Origin of the sequence: Brevundimonas sp. NPDC007368 (genome assembly GCF_042869015.1) — a bacterium.
Taxonomy (GTDB): Bacteria; Pseudomonadota; Alphaproteobacteria; order Caulobacterales; family Caulobacteraceae; genus Brevundimonas.
Map to the genome: position 1 here is coordinate 31232 of NZ_JBIAFA010000007.1, position 19686 is coordinate 50917.

The 19686-nt window shown below is 67.2% G+C and carries 23 protein-coding genes; 2 read left to right on the plus strand and 21 right to left on the minus strand.

The window, feature by feature from the left end:
* Positions 1–75: 75 nt before the first annotated feature.
* The 15 genes from ACFYLW_RS15165 to ACFYLW_RS15235 all read right to left on the minus strand — a co-directional run bounded on the left by ACFYLW_RS15165 (position 76) and on the right by ACFYLW_RS15235 (position 12483).
* Positions 76–504 (minus strand): hypothetical protein, encoded by a 429-nt coding sequence (locus ACFYLW_RS15165; RefSeq protein ID WP_292084602.1) that lies wholly within the window; start codon positions 502–504, stop codon positions 76–78.
* Positions 504–1181, minus strand: coding sequence for a hypothetical protein (locus tag ACFYLW_RS15170; protein WP_312065561.1), 678 nt, complete (start codon positions 1179–1181; stop codon positions 504–506). Before ACFYLW_RS15170 ends, ACFYLW_RS15165 begins: the two co-directional genes overlap by 1 nt.
* Before the next feature lie 132 nt (positions 1182–1313).
* Entirely contained in the window at positions 1314–4004 is a 2691-nt protein-coding gene (locus tag ACFYLW_RS15175; protein ID WP_312065563.1) for a transcriptional regulator, read from the minus strand.
* Positions 4005–4259: 255 nt separating this feature from the next.
* The gene (locus ACFYLW_RS15180) at positions 4260–5141 is read right to left on the minus strand and encodes a flagellin (protein ID WP_292084605.1); all 882 of its coding nucleotides are present in this window, start codon (positions 5139–5141) and stop codon (positions 4260–4262) included.
* A 133-nt stretch (positions 5142–5274) separates the two neighbouring features.
* Positions 5275–5517, minus strand: coding sequence for a flagellar protein FlaG (locus tag ACFYLW_RS15185; RefSeq protein WP_292084606.1), 243 nt, complete (start codon positions 5515–5517; stop codon positions 5275–5277).
* A 115-nt stretch (positions 5518–5632) separates the two neighbouring features.
* Entirely contained in the window at positions 5633–6445 is an 813-nt protein-coding gene (locus tag ACFYLW_RS15190) for a flagellin (protein ID WP_312066125.1), read from the minus strand.
* Positions 6446–6558: 113 nt separating this feature from the next.
* Positions 6559–7413 carry a flagellin gene (locus tag ACFYLW_RS15195; protein ID WP_312066124.1) on the minus strand — a complete coding sequence of 285 codons (855 nt, stop codon included), beginning with the start codon at positions 7411–7413 and terminating at the stop codon, positions 6559–6561.
* Positions 7414–7526: 113 nt separating this feature from the next.
* A complete protein-coding gene (locus ACFYLW_RS15200; RefSeq protein WP_312066122.1) occupies positions 7527–8333 on the minus strand; it encodes a flagellin in 807 nt (268 codons plus the stop codon).
* Positions 8334–8448: 115 nt separating this feature from the next.
* Positions 8449–9306 (minus strand): flagellin, encoded by an 858-nt coding sequence (locus ACFYLW_RS15205; protein ID WP_312066120.1) that lies wholly within the window; start codon positions 9304–9306, stop codon positions 8449–8451.
* A 234-nt stretch (positions 9307–9540) separates the two neighbouring features.
* On the minus strand, positions 9541–9798 hold the full coding sequence (locus ACFYLW_RS15210) for a hypothetical protein (protein WP_312066119.1): 258 nt from the start codon (positions 9796–9798) through the stop codon (positions 9541–9543).
* Positions 9752–10177 carry a hypothetical protein gene (locus ACFYLW_RS15215; protein ID WP_312066118.1) on the minus strand — a complete coding sequence of 142 codons (426 nt, stop codon included), beginning with the start codon at positions 10175–10177 and terminating at the stop codon, positions 9752–9754. Before ACFYLW_RS15215 ends, ACFYLW_RS15210 begins: the two co-directional genes overlap by 47 nt.
* 62 nt (positions 10178–10239) lie before the next feature.
* Positions 10240–10557: a M15 family metallopeptidase gene (locus ACFYLW_RS15220; RefSeq protein ID WP_312066117.1), complete on the minus strand. Its 318-nt coding sequence runs from the start codon at positions 10555–10557 to the stop codon at positions 10240–10242.
* Complete coding sequence (locus ACFYLW_RS15225) at positions 10554–10826, minus strand: hypothetical protein (RefSeq protein ID WP_312066116.1); 273 nt, start codon at positions 10824–10826, stop codon at positions 10554–10556. Before ACFYLW_RS15225 ends, ACFYLW_RS15220 begins: the two co-directional genes overlap by 4 nt.
* Entirely contained in the window at positions 10823–10978 is a 156-nt protein-coding gene (locus ACFYLW_RS15230) for a hypothetical protein (protein ID WP_292081763.1), read from the minus strand. Before ACFYLW_RS15230 ends, ACFYLW_RS15225 begins: the two co-directional genes overlap by 4 nt.
* A 5-nt stretch (positions 10979–10983) precedes the next feature.
* A complete protein-coding gene (locus ACFYLW_RS15235; RefSeq protein WP_313472554.1) occupies positions 10984–12483 on the minus strand; it encodes a DUF2793 domain-containing protein in 1500 nt (499 codons plus the stop codon).
* A gap of 221 nt (positions 12484–12704) precedes the next feature.
* Between ACFYLW_RS15235 and ACFYLW_RS15240 the strand changes: the two genes are divergently transcribed.
* Complete coding sequence (locus tag ACFYLW_RS15240) at positions 12705–13664, plus strand: endonuclease/exonuclease/phosphatase family protein (RefSeq protein ID WP_312065122.1); 960 nt, start codon at positions 12705–12707, stop codon at positions 13662–13664.
* On the opposite strand, the gene ACFYLW_RS15245 is transcribed toward ACFYLW_RS15240, so the two are convergent.
* From ACFYLW_RS15245 to ACFYLW_RS15270, 6 genes are read right to left on the minus strand one after another with little or no spacing between them, the layout of a single operon-like run.
* A complete protein-coding gene (locus ACFYLW_RS15245; RefSeq protein WP_312065123.1) occupies positions 13639–14844 on the minus strand; it encodes a CCA tRNA nucleotidyltransferase in 1206 nt (401 codons plus the stop codon). The genes ACFYLW_RS15240 and ACFYLW_RS15245 overlap by 26 nt on opposite strands.
* Positions 14841–15503 (minus strand): CoA pyrophosphatase, encoded by a 663-nt coding sequence (locus ACFYLW_RS15250; RefSeq protein WP_312065124.1) that lies wholly within the window; start codon positions 15501–15503, stop codon positions 14841–14843. Before ACFYLW_RS15250 ends, ACFYLW_RS15245 begins: the two co-directional genes overlap by 4 nt.
* Positions 15500–16051, minus strand: coding sequence for a DUF1285 domain-containing protein (locus ACFYLW_RS15255; protein WP_312065125.1), 552 nt, complete (start codon positions 16049–16051; stop codon positions 15500–15502). Before ACFYLW_RS15255 ends, ACFYLW_RS15250 begins: the two co-directional genes overlap by 4 nt.
* Before the next feature lie 48 nt (positions 16052–16099).
* Entirely contained in the window at positions 16100–16609 is a 510-nt protein-coding gene (locus ACFYLW_RS15260; protein ID WP_312065126.1) for an N-acetyltransferase, read from the minus strand.
* Positions 16610–16660: 51 nt separating this feature from the next.
* Entirely contained in the window at positions 16661–17437 is a 777-nt protein-coding gene (locus ACFYLW_RS15265) for an enoyl-CoA hydratase (protein WP_312065127.1), read from the minus strand.
* Positions 17434–18507 carry an MBL fold metallo-hydrolase gene (locus ACFYLW_RS15270; RefSeq protein WP_312065128.1) on the minus strand — a complete coding sequence of 358 codons (1074 nt, stop codon included), beginning with the start codon at positions 18505–18507 and terminating at the stop codon, positions 17434–17436. The genes ACFYLW_RS15265 and ACFYLW_RS15270 overlap by 4 nt, the downstream gene beginning before the upstream one ends.
* A gap of 131 nt (positions 18508–18638) precedes the next feature.
* Between ACFYLW_RS15270 and ACFYLW_RS15275 the strand changes: the two genes are divergently transcribed.
* The gene (locus tag ACFYLW_RS15275) at positions 18639–19601 is read left to right on the plus strand and encodes a hypothetical protein (protein ID WP_312065129.1); all 963 of its coding nucleotides are present in this window, start codon (positions 18639–18641) and stop codon (positions 19599–19601) included.
* The last annotated feature ends 85 nt before the right edge of the window (positions 19602–19686 follow it).

The following is a 19686-nucleotide window of genomic DNA, read 5'->3' on the forward strand; positions in this document are numbered from 1 at the left end:
TATGTTCTTGCCGTCGATCCCTAGCGGATATCGGCGGAATGTTCCAGTTTTGTTCACGCCCGAGCGGGCGGAATTCTAGTTGGGGGCGACGGCGACGGGACGACCGTCGATCTCACGCTGAATGGCGCCCGGAATGGCCAGACGGCCGTCGCCCGTGCGCGTCAGGGCGAAGAAGCGCTGCCCCGTCAGCGTCTTGCCGAACTTCACACCGCCCCGGTCGATGAAAATGAACTGCCCCTGATAGGCGCCGATCATGTCCCGATTGTTGCCGCCCATGCGCAGGAAGCGCAGGCGCATTTCCTCAAGCCGCGCGGCGCAGAACTCGATCTGTGGCTGATCGCGGGCGACGACGTTGATCAGGGGGGCGGACTTGCCGTCCTCGGGCATGACCACGTGATAGCAGACGCCCGGCTCGGTCGGGGCCTCGACGCCCTTCTGGGCGCAGGCGGAGACGGTCAGACCCAAAAGGGCGATTGCAGCGGCGGAAAGGATCTTGCGGCTCATCAGCCCAGCTCCGGGAACTGGCAGCTCCGGTCCTGTTGAGCCAGGGTGCGGAAGCGGGTGTTGTCGGTCGACTGCTCAACGCGACGCGGGACCAGACGCAGGGTCGTATCGCCCCAACGCCCGTACTGGGCCTCGCCCGGACGGACGCAGGTGCCGGCGTAAAGGGCCTGGACGCAAGCGCCCAGGCTCATGCCGTTGCCAATCGAGCGCCATTCCGAGCCGGTGTGCCGCAGACAGGCCGTGGCCGAGGAGGCCGCCGGCGCCGGACGGCTGGGCTCGGCGGGCGACGCGCCCTCCTCCGTCGGCGTCACCGTGACGCTCGGCTCGGCCGGAAGCTCCGGCGGCGGAGCAAAGGCGGCGGTGGGCGCGGCGGCCAGGGCGCCGGTGGCGTCCAGACCCACGTCCAGGGCGCTGGTGGCCACGCCGTTGCGCTGGGCGCAGTCGGCGAGGGTCGCCTGCCCCACGAACTGTCCGTCGACAAAGCAGCGCAGCTCTCGCGCGGGCTCCAACGTGGGGGCCTCGGCCAGGTCGATGGTCAGCCCGCCCTGCGACGCAGGCGGCGCCTCGGTCGGCTTGTCGCGTCCGGCGCTGAACACCAGGGCGGCCGCCACGGCCGCCACGACGGCCAGGCCGCCCCCGACCAGCAGGACGGTGCGATTGTCTTTAGGAAGGGCCATGCGGGACTCGACGCCAATGATGGCCCCAATAACCCCGGCGACGCCGCGCGCGTCAACCTAAAGCGGGGGTCCACGCCTCCCGAGCCGGATCGGCTGGGGAGGAATCGCCTCTCCGCCGCGTCTCGCCGGGGATCAACCCGTCAGGCGGGCCAGCGCCGCCTGATAATTGGCCAGTTGCGCCTTGAGGTAGGGCGGCGCCGACCCGGTGACCTTGGGCTTGCTGCTGTCAGGGTCGAGAGCCTTGTAGGCGTCGCGCAGGGCCTTGATCGCCAGTTGAAGGGTGCTGGTCGCCGCCTTGGCCGCCTCGGCGTCCTTCAGGCTCAGAGTCTTGGGCAGATCCAGGCCGAAGGTCTTCAGATCGCTCGTGCTCGGGCCGATATAGCCCGGCGTCAGGCCCAGGCCGGCCAGAGCGTCGCGCCCCGCCTCGCCCGCCCGCAGCACCGCGCCTTCGCGGCCATCGGCATAGGTGATGGACAGGCGCTGCACGCCGCCCGCCGTGATCTTGGTGTCGCCGTCCAGTCCGGTGACATGGTCCTTGTCGGTCTTGATGGTGACCTTCAGCGTACGGCCCGAGGCGGTCTCGATCTTGCGCGCCAGGGTCTGCAACGTCTCCTTGGCGTCGATGGTGACGGCGACCGAACGCCCGGTCGTGCCCGAGGTGACGTAGAAGCGATCGCCCGCCCGCAGCGAGGTGGCGTCCACCAGTTGCTTGGAATCCGACTGCGGTATCTCGCCCTGAGGCAGGCCTAGCCGATCCAGGACGCTGGCCCCGCCCGAGGCCACGGCGATGGTGGTGGGGGCGGCCTGACGATCCGCCCCAGTCCAGGTCTGGCTCCACTCCACCGCGCCTGTCGTGGGATCGAGACGCGCCAGATAGCCCGAGGTCGGATCCTCGGCCTTGGCCCCGACGGTGCGGTCGGAAATCCCGGTCAGCCAGACCTTGCCGTCGACGATCTTCACATCGGCGGCCGTGTCGTCGCCCGGCCCGCCGTAGTAGGTCAGCCGGTCGTTGGCCGAAGCGCTCAGGTCGCTGTTGATCACCGCGACGAAGGCGTCCGTGCCGCCGGAATGGGCAGTGTTGACCTGGCCGATGTCCAGAGCGCCGTTACGCGTCGTGCCCGCCAGGATCACCTGACCGTTGGAGACCGAGATGCCCGCAATCTCGCCGCTGGCGTGGCCCAGGTCGCGCGACGACAGCAGGGTCGGCGAACCCGTGGCGTCGATCTGGAACTGGCGCACCACCATGCGGCCGTTCTCGACCCCGGCGGTGTAAAGCTTGTCGCCGTCCGTGGTCATGGCCTGGACATTGTCGTCCCCGGCCGTGCCGAACTGATTGATCCCGGTCGCCGTCGCCGTGATCGGCGCCAGGCTGTGGATCTGGCTTTCGCTAAAGGCCTGGACATAGCCGTCCCAGCCGCCCGATCCGAGCGCGCCCGGCATGGAGGACTGCGAGCGCCCCGCGACATAGACGCGGCCGTCGGCGCCGAACGAAACGGCCGTGGCTTCGTCTGCAGCCTTGGCGCCGCGCCGCTGGGTCCATTGCTCCACGCCCTTGGCGTCGAAGACGGTGACGAAGCTGTCGGCCAGATTGGCGTCGGCGCCTGAGGCGCCCGGCACCAGAGCCCCGACCACGGAGCCGGCCACGGCCACACGGCCGTCAGCGTCCACGGCGATGGCGTAACCGCTGGCGGTGGAGGCGGCGCCCAGGGCGCGGCTGAGCACCACCTTGCCCGCCGAATCCAGCTTCATCAGGACCACGTCGCCCTGCCCCTTGATCGGCTGGGTCGAGGTCCCGGCGCTGACGTCGGCGACGATCCACATGGAGCCGTCTGGCCCGGTAGCGCTGGCGCGCACGGTCTCGACCCCGTCCGGCAGCCCCGACTGACCGACCTGACCATCGACCCAGAAGGCCTGGCCGCTGGTCTGACCGACGCCTTCCTGGAATTTCAGAACCTCGTGGCCGCCGCTCTTGCCTACGCCCTGCACCACATAGACGGCGTCCGACGAGGCCACCGGCGAGAAACTGACCTTCTCATAGGACACGCCCTGAAGGTTCAGCGCCCATTTATCCGGCCCCGCCGGCAAGGTGATGGTGGTCTCGCCGGACTTGATGACCTTGGGCTCGGACGGCAACTGCTCGCGGCCCATGCGAGTCTCGACGCCCGCCGCCTCCAGCTTACTGTTAATGTGGGTCACCACCGACTGCATGGTACGCGGGTCAGAGCCCATCTCGGCCAGATCAATCGTGATGACCTGATCGCCACCGGTCTTCTTGATGGTGATGTTGAATTTCACGTCGCCCTGGAAGGCGGCGCCCTCGTCCGTGAGAGCGCCCGTGTGGACCGCCCCCGTGACGTATTTGGCCGAGTCGCGCGGCACGGCGGCGCCGGTCTGGGCCTTGGTTTCGGACTTGCCCTGGACCATGCGTACGCCGTCGAACTGGGCCGCGCCCAGATAGGCCGACAGTTCAGCCAAGCCGGCGTCCATGCGTTTGGTCAGTTGCGCCCGTTCAAGCGCCGACAGGTTCTTCTGCCCCGCCCGATCTGCCACGGCCTCCAGCATGGTGAGGCCCTGATACATAGCGAAGATCTTGCGGTAGTCGCCGGACGAGGTGTTCTTCACGTCCAGGACAGCGTTGTCCTCATTGATCAGGCGACGCCCGCTGAGGGCCGCGCGCAGCAGGTCCGATTGGCTCTGCGGCTTGACCGAGGTCGACCATGGCGCGGTCGGTTGCTTCTTCACGGCGACCGACGTCGAGCCGAGCCCCCCCGAGAAGGTCGAGGTTCCGCCGTACAAACCCAGAAGATAGCTGTTGTTGATCACAGTCCGACGCTCCTGCGTTCAGTCTGCCGCCAAGCTGGTAACGAAGTGTTTAAGATTGGCCGCGGAACAGCCAAGGCTGGTTCACGTTAGGCGACAGTCAAGCTCCGGTCACCGGTCAGGGATTTCGCCCTATGGCTTATGTGCGTTGGTTGCTCATGAAGTTGGCCAGCCTTTACGGGCTGACCCCGCGCCCAAGCAGGCGCAAGCCGCCGCCGATTTCACTCGGCCACGGCGCGCCTCGCTATTTCAGATAGATCAACCCTTGAACAGGGACAGGATGATCTGCGGCGCCTGGTTGGCGATCGACAGGGCTTGCGCGCCCAACTGCTGCTGGACCTGAAGCGCCTGCAAGCGGGCGCTTTCCTTGGCCATGTCCGCATCGACCAGGTTGCCGATGCCGACTTCCAACGAGTCCATCAGCTTGCCGACGAAGATGTTGTGCTTCTCGATCTGCTTGGACTGTGCGCCCAGCTCAGCCAGCTTGGCGTTGGCGTCGTCCAGGGCGGACACGACAGCGGTGAAGGCTTCCTGCGCGTTTTCCAGCGTGTCCAGCAGCGGCGGGCCGGCGGGACGCGCCGTCACGACCGGCGGACCGGCGCTGGCCGCGCGCGCCGGCAGTTGCAGGCCGACACCGTTCAGCGACAGGTCCTGGCGGTTCATCGAGATGGTTTCGGTGGCGCCGACGTTGGCCAGGAAGTCCAGGGCCGTCGTGGCCGTGCCATTCAGGATGTTCTCGCCGTCGAAGGTGGCGTTCTTGGCGAAGGAGTCCAGCGACTTCAACAGCGACTGGAACTCATCGTTGTAGGCCTTGCGCGACGCGGTCGTCGCCGAGGGATCGGCGGCGGCCGTCGCCTTTTCGCGCAGTTCGATCAGCAGGTCCGAAATCTGCGCGCCGGCCGCCAATGACACGTCGGCCAGAGACGTCGCGCGGTTCATGCTGGTCTTGACCGATTCCAGAGCACCGGTGTCCGCTCGCTGGTTCTGGGCGATAGCCCAGGTGGCGGCGTTGTCCTTGGCGCCCTGCACCTTCAGGCCGGTGTTCACGCGGCTCTGGGTCGCGGCCAGCTTGTTGTTCGTCGAATTGAGGTTCTGGAGCGCTATGAGCGCGGACGCATTGGTGAGAACGCTGTTGGTCATGGCTTCTAGCCCCAGTTCAAATTCTGACGTGCAGAATGAAACTGATTCCTGAGCGTATGGTTAACGGCGTGGAAACGAACGCGGCGCCGTCCGGCGAGCCGGCGGCGCTGCGGTTCCAAGCTACTGTCGAGGATCAGACCTTGGTCTTGATCACTCCGCCTGCCCCGTAGGCCGGACTGGCGCTCATCTTCATCACCTCTTCGCGCGGCAACTGGCGGATGACTTCGCCGGTGACGCGATCCAAGGTCTTGTAAACAAAGCCGTTCGGCCCCTCCTCGATCGTCAGGCGATAGCGGCCGGCGTCGGGTTCGTCCCGCACCGGTTTCGGCTGCGCCTCGACGCCCTGACCATAGGCGTCAGGCTGAACGAGGGTCACGTTCGGCAGTCTTGCGACATTATCTGCCATTTCCCCTTAACGCGGCGACGCCGCGCCTCCTGTCTCCTGATGTGCGAACGGAGGCGGGCCCGAAGACCCGCCCCCGACCACTTTGTTAACGGAACAGGCCGAGCAAAACAGAGCTCGACTGGTTCGCGATCGACAACGCCTGCACGCCCAACTGTTGCTTGGTTTGCAGGGCGGTCAGCTTGGCGCTTTCCTTGGCCAGATCGGCGTCCACCAGGTTGCCGACGCCGACTTCAAGCGCGTCCTGCATCTTGCTGGTGAAGCTGAGCGAGCGCTCCAGCGACTTGGACTTGGTGCCCAGGGCGCCCAGTTCAGCCGTGAAGCCCTTCAGAGCCGTGTCCACGGCCGCAGCCGTAGCGCCAGCGCGAAGGATCGCGCCGCCAGCCGTCGCCACCGCCGTAGCTGCGGTCGAAGCCGCCTTAAGCGTGAAGACATCGCCAGAGCCCGTACCCGTCTTGACGGAGATGGCGTCAGCCGTCGTCGCCGAGAACAGGTTGACGCCGTCGAAGGTGGCGCCGCCCAGAGCCTTGGTGATTTCATTGCCCAGGGCGTTGAAGTCAGCCAGGTAGGCCGTTTCGGCAGCCGAACCGGCGACCGAGGATTCAATCGCCACCGCCAGGCTCTTTTGCTCTTCAAGCGCCTTGGTGATGGTTTCGCCGGCGGCCAGGGCCACGTCGACGATCGATTGACCGCGTTGCATCGACTGCTTCACAGCGTCCAGGGCGCCCATTTCGGCGCGCTGGTTGGTGGCGATGGCGAAGATGGCGCCGTTGTCCTTGGCGGACGACACCTTCTGGCCGGTGTTCACACGATTTTGCGTGACCGCAAGATCGCGGCTCGTGTTGTTGAGGTTTTGCAGAGCAACCAGGGCGCCTGCGTTGGTGTTGATGCTGTTAGCCATTTTAGCTTTTCCTTCTTTGTCTTTGACATTTCCGACGCCGTTTTGGCGGTCGGGAGCATTCTGCTCGGGGTGGTCTCATCAAGGACGGGGCCGCAGCCCCGCCCTCAATTCGGTTAGCGGAACAGGCCGAGCAGAACCGAGCTCGACTGGTTCGCGATCGACAGCGCCTGCACGCCCAGCTGTTGCTTGGTTTGCAGGGCGGTCAGGCGAGCGCTTTCCTTGGCCAGATCGGCGTCCACCAGGTTGCCGACGCCCACTTCAAGGGCGTCTTGCATCTTGCTGGTGAAGGTCAGCGAACGCTCCAGCGACTTGGACTTGGTGCCCAGGGCGCCCAGTTCGGCGGTGAAGGCCTTGATGGCCCCGTCCACCACGCCGGTCAGACCGGTCAGGGTCGTCTTCTCGCCGGCGGTCGGCGCGTTGTAGTCGGCCACGGTAACAGCCGTGGCGCTGGCCACGGTCGTTGCGGTGGACGCAGCCACGCCGCCCTTCAGGTTGAAGCTGTCGGTGGCGCCCGTGCCGGTCTTGACGCTGATAGGCGCGCCAGCGGCGGTCGTGTCCGTGAACAGGTTCACGCCGTCGAAAGTGGCGCCGGTCAGGGCTTTGGTGATTTCAGCGCCCAGGGCGTTGTAATCGGTCACATAGGCCTTCAGAGCGTCGCCGGTCGCGTTGGAGATCGCCACCGCCAAGCTCTTCTGTTCTTCCAGCGCCTTGACCACGGTCTCGCCAGCGGCCAGGGCCACGTCGACGATGGATTGACCGCGCTGCATCGAGTTCTTCACAGCGTCCAGAGCGCCCATTTCGGCGCGCTGGTTGGTGGCGATGGCGAAGATGGCGCCATTGTCCTTGGCGGACGACACCTTCTGGCCGGTGTTCACACGGTTCTGCGTGATCGACAGATCACGGCTCGTGTTGTTGAGGTTCTGCAGAGCAATCAGTGCGCCTGCATTAGTGTTGATGCTGTTAGCCATTTTGGCTTTCCTTTGTCTTTGACATTTTCAACGTCATTTTGACGTCGTGAGCGTTCTGCTCGGGGTAGTCTCCTTCATCAAAAACGGGCCCGCAGGCCCGCTTTCAATCTTGTTTATCGGAACAGGCCCAGCAGCACGGAGCTGGACTGGTTCGCGATGCCCAGCGCCTGGACGCCGAGTTGTTGTTTCGTCTGCAGCGCCGTCAGCTTGGCGCTTTCCTTGGCCAGATCCGCGTCGACCAGATTGCCGATGCCGACTTCGATCGAGTCCTGAATCTTGCCGGTGAAGGTCAGCGAGCGTTCTAGCGACTTGGACTTGGTGCCCAAGGCGCCCAGCTCGGCCGTGAAGGCCTTCAGCGCCGTGTCCACAGCCGTGGCCGTGGCGCCCGCACGAAGGATCGCGCCGCCGGCAGTGGCCACGGCCGTAGCCCCGCCGGTGGCCTTCAGGACGAACTTGTCCGTTGCGCCGGTGCCCGTCTTGACCTCGACGTCCGCCGCGGCGGCCGAATACAGGTTCACGCCGTCGAAGGTGGCGCCCGCCAGAGCCTTGGTGATTTCATTGCCGAGGGCGTTGAAGTCGGCCAGGTAGGCCGTCTCAGCCGCCGAACCGGCGACCGAGGATTCAATCGCCACCGCCAGGCTCTTCTGCTCTTCAAGCGCCTTGGTGATGGTTTCGCCGGCGGCCAGGGCCACGTCGACGATCGATTGGCCGCGCTGCATCGACTGCTTGACGGCGTCCAGGGCGCCCATTTCGGCGCGCTGGTTGGTGGCGATGGCGAAGATGGCGCCATTATCCTTGGCCGAAGAAACCTTCATGCCGGTGTTCACACGGTTTTGGGTGATCGACAGATCACGGCTCGTGTTGTTCAGGTTTTGCAGGGCAACGAGAGCGCCGGCGTTGGTGTTGATGCTGTTAGCCATACTGGTAATTCCTTAGTCTTCAGACATTTCCGACGTCGTTTTGACTGCCGGGAGCATTCTGCTCGGTGGGTAGTGAGGTATCGGGAGACGGACCTTGAAGGCCCGCTTCCAATTCTTAGCTGCGGAACAGACCCAGCAGGATCGAGCTGGACTGGTTGGCGATGCCCAGCGCCTGGACGCCGAGTTGTTGCTTGGTCTGCAGGGCCGTCAGCTTGGCGCTTTCCTTGGCCAGGTCAGCGTCGACCAGGTTGCCGATGCCGACCTCGACCGCGTCCTGGATCTTGTTGGTGAAGATCAGCGAACGCTCGAGCGACTTCGACTTGGTGCCCATGGCGCCCAGTTCGCTGGTGAAGGAGGTGATCGAGCCAGTGACGACGGTGGTCAGGCCCTGCATGGCCGTGATGTCGGCGGCGCTGGGCGTCGTGTAGTTGGAGATGACCAGGGCGGTGGCGCTGGCCGGAGCCGTAGCGGTCGTGGCGGCCGCGCCGCCCTTCAGCACGAAGTTGTCGGTCGTACCCGTGCCGGTTTTGACGCTGATGGTGGCGCCGGCGGCCGTGGTGTCGGTCCACAGGTTCACGCCGTCGAAGGTGGCGCCAGCCAGGGCCTTGGTGATCTCGGCGCCCAGGGCGTTGTAGTCGGTGACGTAGGCCTTCAGGGCGTCGCCCGTGGCGTTCGAAATGGCGACCGCCAGGCTCTTCTGCTCTTCCAGAGCCTTGACCACGGTCTCGCCGGCGGCCAGGGCCACATCGACGATCGACTGGCCGCGCTGCATGGAATTCTTGACGGCGTCCAATGCGCCCATCTCGGCGCGCTGATTGGTGGCGATCGCGAAGATCGCGCCGTTGTCCTTGGCCGAGGAAACCTTCAGGCCTGTGTTCACGCGGTTTTGCGTGACGTTGAGGTCACGGCTGGTCGCGTTGAGATTTTGCAGGGCGACGAGAGCCCCGGCATTCGTATTGATGCTGTTAGCCATTTTGGCTGCCCTTGTGTCTTCGACATGTCCGACGCCATTTTGGCTGCCGGGAGCTTTCTGCTCGGGAAGACACTCAGCAAGGACAGGGCCAGAAGCGACGACACCCCTTCGATTTTCAAGCTACTGATTTTTATACGTTAGTTTTGGTAAACCACGTTTTCAGCCCGGCATATTTTGCCGCCCAACGATAATGACCGGCAGATTTTTCCGGGTTACCCGGCAAAAAGCGCTGCATCAGCCGGGTTTGGGCCGTTTCTTCCAGCCCTTTCCCGCCCCGGCCCACCGGTCCTGCATCGCCCGCTCGGCCATCAGGGTCTCGGCCGCCAGCCGCCGCGCGCCGTCACAGGCGAGGATCTGGGCCCCGCGCATCAGATAGGCCGCCTCCAGATCTGCCAGACTGGGCGCTTCAGGCAGGGTCGCCAGTGCGCAGGGGCGCGTCGCCGTCTCAGGCAGGACCAGGCGAGGCGGCGCAACCGTCGAGATCGGGGGCAAGCCGGCACAGTTCGCGGTCATGAGCCCGCAGGCGATCAGACCGCACAGGGTCCAGCAGGTCATTCGCATCCTCGGCGCTCCTCGCCTGGGTGACGGCCGCGACGGTCGCCCGTTCCACGGCCAAGGTTTGTCGGTGATAGATGTCGAGACGCGCCGTCTGCCCCGCCCTGCCCTCGGCCTCGAGGCGACGGGCCTCGACATCCTTCGCGGCCTGGGTCGCGCGCGCCTCCACGACTTCCAGCCGCCGCTGCTGCAGGTTGAACGGATCCCATCTCAGCCCCAGCCCCCGCCCGGTGATCGTCAACAGCACCGCTGCCGCTCCCGCCAAGGCCAGCCAGCCCAATGGCGTCAGCGTCCGCATCAAGTCCCGCACCCTCATGGATAGGCCCTCCGGTCCAGTTCGAAGTGCGGGCCGTCCCGCAGCCGGGTCCAGTCGCCGCCTCAAGTGAGCGGAATGCGCAGATCGCGCGCCGCCGCCTTGAAGGCCTCGGCGATACGGCCATACAGCGGCCAATCCCAGCGCACCTGGCCCTCGACCAGGGCAGCCACGTCGACCGCGTGACCGGTCAGGTGGCGCGAGTTGATCGTGCGGCTGGCCCCCGCCCTGACAAGGGCCGCCTGACGGGCCGCATCGCGCAAGCCCTCCGTGACCATAAAGTCCACGTCGGTCCGGCGGATCGCTGCCTCGACAACAGCGATCAGATCCGGGTGAACACCCCGCATCCGCGCTCGCGAACGCTGCGACAGGCGAAAGCTCATGCCTTGCCTCCCGCCGCCAATCTCAGCCGCAGATTGGCCAGCATGGCCACCATCTGCTGGGCTGTCGGCGCCACGAGATAGAGGACCAGCATCAGGGCGATCAGCCCCATCAAGCCGTCCGCCACGCGCGGCAGGTCGGCGGGGGGCGTCCGCCCCACCGCCCGCGCCAGCAACCACCACAGCGCTGCGCTGGCGATGAAGATATAGAGACGCCGCCACAGCCAGCGCCCTTCGGCCAGGCCCATCTCGTTGCCACCGGCCACCCTCATGCTTCATCCTCCGGGTCGCAGGGAGCGACGGGCCTGCGCCAGTCGCTGCCCAGTTGGTCAAAACAGTCATCGGGGGTCAGCCGCTCGGGCGCGGCCCAGACCTCTTCGTCCAGCAGGTCGGGTTCGAGGAGGCGGTCGAAGTATCGGGTCATGGCGCTCATCCGATCGCCGTCAGCCAGATGACGCCCGCTGCTCCCGCGCCGCCCGTGCCGACCGTCGTCACAGCGCCGCCGCCCCCGCCGCCGCCGCCGCCGTACAGACCCCCGGACGCGCCGGCGGACCCGGCCCCGAACAGTTCAACGGCCCCGCCGCCGCCGCCGCCGCCGCCGCCAGCCCACGACAAGCCAGGCAGAGGCGAAGCCTGGCCCGCCAGGCCCGTCGTCGTCCGCCCCAGCCCGCCCGCCGCGCGGACGTGCAAGATCGCGCCATCGCCGCCCGATCCGCCGCTGGTTCCCGCATTCGAGGTGCTGACGCCGCCGCCGGCGCCGCCGCCTCCCGGCCCATCCGGCCGGGTCGACGCCACCCCCCCGCCTCCCGCCGCCGCGATCGACGAGTCGCCGCCCGCGTTTGACCGAACCAGGCCACCCCCGCCCGCGCCGCCCAGACCCGACGTCGTGCTGCCTCCCGCACCGCCCTTGCCGCCTTCGGCAGTCAGAAGCCCGTTCCCGCCCAACGAGAGGCTGCTATTGGCCCCGGCCGCGCCGTTTGCGCCTGCCGTTGCGCCTCCGGCCCCGCCGCCGCCGATGACGGCCGTCAGCGCCCCCGTCAGAGCCTCAACCGGCCAGCGGGCAACCGAGACGCCGCCCGCTCCGCCTCCGCCGCCGCCATAGCGCGCCGTGCCCAACGCGCCCGCCGCGCCAGCACCGCCGCCTCCCCCGCCGCCCACGCAGACCGCCTCGACCCACCGCGCCCAGGCCGGAGGCGTCCAGGCCCCGGTAGCCGTCAGAACCGTCGTCTCGCATCGGGCCGCACCGCGCGCGAACGTCATCCGCCCGGTCGCGCGCTCCACCCAGAAGGCGTCGCGCCAGGTTCCACCATCAGCGCTGACCTTGAGCCTCAGGTCGTCGTCGCCAATCAGGCCCAGTTCGGCCCGGCCGCCCCAGCCGCTCTGGAACAGCAACGACAGGACGTCCGACGCCCCCTGTTTATTGAAGGTGAAGCGCAGGTCGCCGTCGCCGCCGCTCTCGCTCTCCAGCGCCGTCCACAGCGTCTTGTTCAGGCGCGCCGCGAAGACGTTGGTCGCATCCGCCGCAGTGTTCACACCCAAGCGAGTCAGGTTCTGCAGGGCCGTCACTGGCTCGACTGCCCCGGACAGCGGCGCCCAGGTCCCGGCGCGCCGCACCAGCACCTCGTCGCTGTCCAGCACCACGGCCAGCAGGCCGTCGGGCGCGTCGAGCGCCAGCCAGCCACCGGCTTCGGCGCGCATCAAGGCGCCCGCCGGACGTCCGACCCAGTCCGCGCCAGTCGCGCCGGGCGGCAGGATGTAGAGAGCGCCATCTGCTGGCGATGTCGGTTGCGCGGCGGTCGAGCGGCTGACCACCGCCGTCTGGGTCAGGGCGTCCAGACGCGTCAACGCCTCGTTCAGGGTCACGTGTTTCTGCAGTTGCCCTGCCGCCAGATAGGGTAGGCCCAGCCGCGCGCTGACGTCGTCGCTCATCGAAGATCTCCAAGGATTGGAGGATCAGTCTGCTGACGACCGTCGCTGCGGCGCGCTGAACACGTCGGGCGCCCCGCAAACCCAGAAATTTGAAGGCATTGGCGCGTCCGATTGCGCGCGCTGTCGCGCTTGGGACTTGCAGGAAAGCCCCTCGACACGACGCGTTCGGGTCGGATAGGCCAAGGGGGCGGTCCGCCGCGTCAGTCCGCGAGGAAGTCCGCTTGATCTCTCCTTTGAAGACCGCGATCCACCTGGCAGCGCTGGGCCTGATGGCCGCGCCCGCCGCCGTCGCCATGTCCGCCCTGACGCGGATCGGGCACCGCTGGACAGACCTGCTGGCCCAGTTCCCCGCCCCGGCCCTTGGGGCGACGCTGGTTCTGACGCTGGCCTATGCCCTGCTGCGACTGCGACCCGGCATGATCGCGGGGCTGGCGGTCACCGGCCTGCTGGTTCTCGCCGTCTGGCCCCAATGGTTTCCACGCAGCGCTGCCCTTCCGCGCGAGGGCGCGCCGACTTTGACGCTCTACTCCGCCAATCTCTGGGCGCCCAATACTGACGTCGTGGCGATCACCCGCTCCATCGCCGAGTCCGATGCTGACATCGTCATCCTGGTCGAGTTGGGCGACGCGCCGGCGGCTCAGCTCGACCAGGTGCTGGCGCGCTATCCGCATCGCGTCCTGAACGCCCGCGTGGACCGGCCCAGCGGAGCCGCGCGGGCCGCGATCGCCTCACGCTATCCGCTGACCGCCATCGCTGACCGCCCCGACGGCCTGGTCTCGGTCGCCGCTATGGTCCAGACGCCGCTAGGCCCCGTCAACATCATCGGGGCCCACCTGACCCGTCCCTGGCCTTTCCAGTATCAGTGGGGGCAGATCAATCAGGCCACGGCCCTGGCCGCCATTCGTGCCGATATGAGCGGCCCGGTCATCGCAGCGGGCGATTTCAACAGCGTGTCCAGCGCCCGCATCGGCCGTCAGGTCCAGGCTGAGACCGGCCTGATCCCCGCCCCCGGCTGGCCCGGCACCTGGCCCTCCGCCCTGCCGGCGGGCGCCGCCATGACTATCGATCAGGTCTGGCGCTCGCCCGACCTCGCCCTGTTGGAGCGCAAGCTGGGTCGCAAGAACGGCTCGGACCACCGTCCGGTCATCACCCGTTTCACGCTGGCGGCAGAAGCGCCCTGAGCCGGTCGTCGTGGCCATGATCAGGGAAGTCGTCCGCGATCCAGCCGGCCTCGAAGGCCTTCAGCACCCGCCCAGTCTCTGGCCCCGGCTTTAAGCCTAGCCGCGCCAGATCACGCCCGCCCACCGGCAGAGACGGCCGCGCCCAGCCCCGCGCCAAAGCCAGCAGCCGCCGCGTGCCGTCAGGATCGCCGCCCGACGCCCAGGCCCGCATAACGCGGTCCTCGAAGGCCTGACGCCCGTCGCGATAGATCAGCGCCCGCGCCTGCGGGTCCGTCAGGCGCGTCGTCGCCTCGCCACTGACCGCCTCGACCAGCCGGTCGCGCTGGGCGTTGGACAGGCGCAGAGCGCGAGCAATCTCGGCCACCCGCGCGGGATCATTCGGCAACAGGGCCGACAGCCGCAATACCGCGTCGCCGCTCAGCTCTGTCATCGCCTCGAACAGCGCCAGCTCGACAGGTTGGCGTAACACACGTTCCAAGACGCTTGCTTGATCCATCAGCCGCACAGCCGGACGCGGATCAGGCGCCCCCAGCAACTTCAGCAGTTCCTTGGACACCCGCTCGGCCGACAACTGCTCGACGCCCTCGGCCAGAGCCGCGCAAGCCGCCACCGCCGCCGCATCGGGCGCGCCCCGGCCGTACCAGGCGTAAAAGCGATAAAATCGCAGGATACGCAGATAGTCCTCGCGGATGCGCCCCTCGGGTTCACCGACAAAGACGATCCGCCCCGCCATGGCGTCGTCGTACCCTTGGCCCGTGGGGTCCAGAATGACGCCGTTCGCATCGGCATAGAGGGCGTTCAGGCGGAAATCGCGCCGCCCTGCATCCTCGGCCCAGTCGGTCGTGAAGGCCACGGTGGCGCGCCGTCCGTCGGTCGAGACATCGCGGCGCAGGGCGGTGATCTCGAACGGCTGATGCTCCGAGATCGCCGTCACGGTGCCGTGCTCGATGCCGGTCGGGACAGATCTCAATCCTGCCGCCTTCAGCGCCGCGACCACGGCGTCGGGCGTCAAGGTCGTGGCGATATCGATGTCGTCGATGGGCGCGCCGATCAGGGCGTTGCGCACGCAGCCGCCGACAAACCGCGCGCAGTCCGCCCCGCCCGCCGCCGTCAGTGCCGCCATGACCGCATGCGTCGCCGGAGCCGTCAGCCAGTCCTGTCCTTGCAGTCGTCGGCTCACGCGGCGTCCTCGGCCGCGGCCGACAGGGGCTCGACCTCGTCGCCGTACAGACGCCCGAACAACCCCTTCAGAATGCCCGCTGTCACGCCCCAGATATAGCGGTCCTCGAACGGCATGGCCCAGAACCAACGACGCGGCCCCTCCTCCGGGTCGTAGTAGTCCCGGCGATGATTGACCGGGTCCATCAGGAAGTCCCATGGCGCCTCGAACACCTCGGCCACCTCAGCCGGTGAAGGCGTGACCAGCGGCGGTTTCGTCAGCCAGCCCACCACCGGCGTCACCAGAAACCCGGTCCCGGTCTCATAGGGATCGCCTAGCCCCAGCAGTTCGACCACGCCGGGGTCCAGCGCCACCTCCTCGAAGGCTTCGCGCAGCGCCGCCTGCCCCGCCGTCTCGCCCGGGTCCAGCCGTCCGCCGGGAAAGGCGATCTGGCCGGTGTGGCTGGCCAGGCTGTCCGAACGCCGCGTCATCAGAACTGTCGGACCGTCATCATGCATGATGATCGGCACCAGAACAGCGGCGGGCCGCAGTTCGCGCGCGGGTCGTTCCGCGCCAGGGTTCAGGTCGTAATCGGACCGGATCGCGGTCCGTTCGGGCGTCCATGAGGTCACCGGGTCCAGCCGGGCCTCCAGCCGCTTCCTCAAGCTGTCGCAGCTCATTCCAGCCCTCCCAGAGCGAAGGCCTCTCCGCTGGATCGCACCACCAACTGCCCGTCGACCGCCTCGGCTCCCTCGACCAGCTCATAGAAGACCGGCCGCGCGATCCGCGCCCAGAGATCAGCCCGTACATGAACGCGCGGCGACGGCTCGCCGGTTTCGGCGTCGGTCTCGACCACGAGGGGATGATCCGCCCCTGCCTCGACCACGTCGCCGACGTCGGTCGTGAAGCTCAACACGCCGTTCGCCGCCTGCACGGACACAGCCCGAAACGGCAGGTCCTCGACCTTGATCTTCAGCTTTTCGGCGGGCGTGACCAGATGATAGCCGTCCTGATCCTTCCGCAACACCGTCGAGAACAGGCGCACCAGTTCAAGTCGCCCGATGGGCGAGCCCTCGTGCAGCCAGACGCCATCGGCCCGGATCAGGATATCGATGTCGCCGCAATGTTCGGGATGCCACAGATGCACCGGCGGCAGGCCGTGCCCCGGCGCCTGTCGCGCGGCTTCGGCGACGCCGGACAGGCCAGGCTTTGTCGCAGGGTTCGTCATATCCAGACTATGGGGCGCGTCGCCCGGCAAAGGAAGGTCAGTCCGACCTCAGGCGACGGGACGCACCGCCCCGGCCGGCTCGACCTCGCTGATCGGCAGCCACATCACCCGGCGCTGATCCACCGGCCCAGCGAACACGGCCCGGGGCGCCGCGACAAAGCCGAAGCGCGAGAAATAGGGTGGATCACCGATCAACAGCACACCGTCCAGCTTCATTGCCCTGGCCTCGACGATGCAGGCCTGCACCAGTTCGGCGCCCAGTCCGCCGCGGCGGCTGGAGGCGTCCACGGCGATGGGACCCAGAAACACCGAACGCGCCACGCCGACCGAGATCGACCACAGCCGCACCGAGCCGATCAGCCGTTCGCCCTCAAAGGCCGAAAAGCCCGCGGCCAGAGCCGCGACTTCCCGCAGCCGCTCCGCCGTCTTGGCGAACCGGCCGGGACCGAAGGCCGCCAGCACCAGGGCGTCGACGGCCGCCGCATCACCCGATCGTTCTCGCACGATGCGGACGGGCGTTGCGGGTTCGACGGACACGGGGGCGGCGACGGCGTTCATGCGCGGCGCCTAGACCCCCTGCCCCCTCGAATCAATCGCGTTTGCGAGAATTCAGCCGGCTTTCGAGAAATCCGGGGCGCGTTTCTGGCTGAAGGCCATGAAGGCCTCCATCGCCTCGGGGCTGCGCATCTGCGAGCCGAAGGCCTGGGCCTCACGTTGCATAAGGTTCCACAGGGCCTCCGCATCGCGCATCAGGACCTTGGTCTTGCGGATCGAGTTGGGCGCTCGCGCCGCCAGCTTGCCAGCCAGTTCGCGCGCCGTGGCATCGACCTGATCGGCCGGAACCGCCCGATTGGCGATGCCCCAGGCCAGAGCCGTCTTGCCGTCGATGGCCTCGCCCAAGGCGAACAGCTCGAACGCGCGTTGATGGCCGATGGTCGCCGGTAACAGCAGAGACGACGCTGCCTCGGGGGCCAGGGCCAGATTGACGAAGGGAACAGAAAGCAGGGCGTCCTCGGCCACCACCACCATGTCACAATGGAGCAGCAAGGTCAGGCCGATGCCCACGGCGCGCCCGCGAACCGCCGCCACGGCAGGCTTGTCCAGATCCGCCAAGGCCTTGAGGAAACGGAACACGCCCATCTCGACCAGATCACCGCTGCTCTGAGAGCCGAGGGCGATGAAGTCGGCGATGTCGTTGCCGGCTGAGAAGGAGTCGCCCTCGCTGCGGAACAGGACGACGCGCACGGCGTCGTCGGTCTTGGCGCCTTCGACGGCCTCGGCCAGAGCAGAATACATGGCCTGGGTGATGGCGTTCTTCTTGTCTGCTCGGTCGAAGGCGACCGTCAGGACGCCGCCGTCCCGTTCGAGTTTGATGTGCTCGCTCATTGTCCAGCCTCCGTCAGCATCCACCAATCGACGCCCGCTTCATCGCGGCTGCGCCGGGCCCGCCCCTCGCGGACCAGATAGTTCAAGTGCGCGATCGCCTCGCCCGTCGCCATGCTCAGCACCTCGTCGCCCACCGGGCGTGCGAACAAGGCCGGAAACACATCCACGGCGCGCGAGGGCGTCCTCAGTGTTCGCTCCAGTCGTTTCAGCGCCACCTCATGCCCCCGGATCAGGGCCTCCAGCCGCGTGGTGACGCCATAGAAGGGCTCGCCGTGCGACGGCAGGACGAACAGGTCGCCGGGCAACCGCGCCTTCAGCGCCGCCAGGGACCGCAGCCATTCGCCGAGGGGATCGCCCTCCGGCTCGGTCGGCCAGACGGAGACGTTCGAGGAAATGCGCGGCAGGATCTGGTCGCCCGACAGAAGCACGCCGTCGCGCTCGCGCCACAGACAGACATGTTCGGGACAGTGCCCCTCCCCAATCACCACGCGCCATTCCTGGTCGCCGATGCGCACCACATCGCCTTCGCTGAGCCGAAGATAGGCCGAAGGCATGGCCGCCACCGCCTTGCCGAACCCGCCGTAGCCTGTGCGCCAGCGCGCGATCTGCTCGTCGTTCCAGCCGGCGGCGCGATAGAAGACCGCGCCCTCGTCAGGCGCGGGACGCCCTTCGTCGGCGATCAGCATCCGCGCCGTCACGTACTCCAGCCGCGACATCAACAGCGGTGCGTTAAACCGTTCACACAGCCAGCCTGCCAGGCCGATGTGGTCAGGGTGCATATGGGTGCAGATGATACGCTTGACCGGCTTGTCGCCCAACGGCCCCGCAAACGCCTCCTCCCAGGCCTCGCGCGAGGCGGTGGTCTTCAGCCCCGTATCGACCAGAGTCCAGCCGTCGCCGTCGGCCAGGGCGTAGACGTTGATGTGGTTGAGCGTCATCGGCAGCGGCAAACGCAGCCACAGCACGCCCGGCGCGACCTCGACCGCGTGACCAGCCTCGGGCGGCGGCCCCGATGGATAAGTCAGACCGCGCTCGGTACGCCCCTCTGATCCTGCGACACCGTCGGCCAAGTCCGTCTCCAAAAAAAACTGTTTTAGCCAACAGCTATTTCAACGTCCAGCGAGTTTCAGCCCCACATCGCTATCTTGACCGCGAGGAATCCGGTCGCCAAGGCTAACGGAATTGGTTTGAGGAGAACCCCGTGTTGAACAAAACTCTGGCGGCGCTGGGCGGCGCGCTCACCCTGGCGGCTCTGGTCGCCTCAACTGCCAACGCGCAAGACGGCACCGGGACCGGCAACGGACCGGCCTCCTCACAGTCCGCGATCTCGGCTCCGTCCAGCCGCGTCACCCCGTCACGCATGGATCGCCAACGCCAGAATCGCGAGCAACGCAACCAGGCGCCCGCTCCAGTGGATCCGGCGGTCATCAAAGCCGAAGCTGAAGCGGTTCTCGCTTCTGCATCGGTCACGTGCCAAGTGACCGACGCGAAGTTGCTGGGGCAAACTGCTGAACAGACCAAAATTTATGAAACGGCCTGCTCCGGCGCGCCGGGCTATATCGTAGTCGCCTCCACGCCGCCCCAAGCCGTCGACTGCGTCATTCTCGACAGCCAAGCTCAAGCCGCTCGCACGGCCAATCCTGAAGCCCCCACCGGACCGACCTGCACCCTCCCAGGCAACCTGGACATTCAAGGCTTCCTGAAGGCCTATGCAACCCAGGCCAGCGTCCCCTGCACCGTCGATGAAGTTAAAGTGAGGGGCCAATCGGGCGAAGGCGCCGTCATTTATGAAGTGGGCTGCGCCGGCGCTGACGGCTACTGGATCGAAAAGAGCGTTTCGGGCTGGGAAAAGACCGAATGCCTGCAAATCCTCAGCCAGAACTCGACCTGCCTGTTCACCACGCCCGCTGAACAGGCTGCGACAGTTAAGGCCTGGCTGCCCGGCACGGACGCTGCCGCCTGCGACGTGCAGCAGGTCCGTCTGATGGGTCAGAACGCAAACGGCCGTTTCATCGAGATGACCTGCGCCGGCGCTGACGGCTTCATCATTCGCCAGAACGCCGAGCGCGTCGTGCAACAGGTCTATCCCTGCGCCACGGCCCAGCAGATCGGCGGCGGCTGCAAGCTGACGACCACGCCTCCGGCCGCGACGCCGCAAGCCTAAGCGAGGCCTGATCGTCAAACGAAGCGCCGCCGGAGCAATCCGGCGGCGTCTTTGTTTTTGGCGACCTCTTTTCGCCGAACGCGAC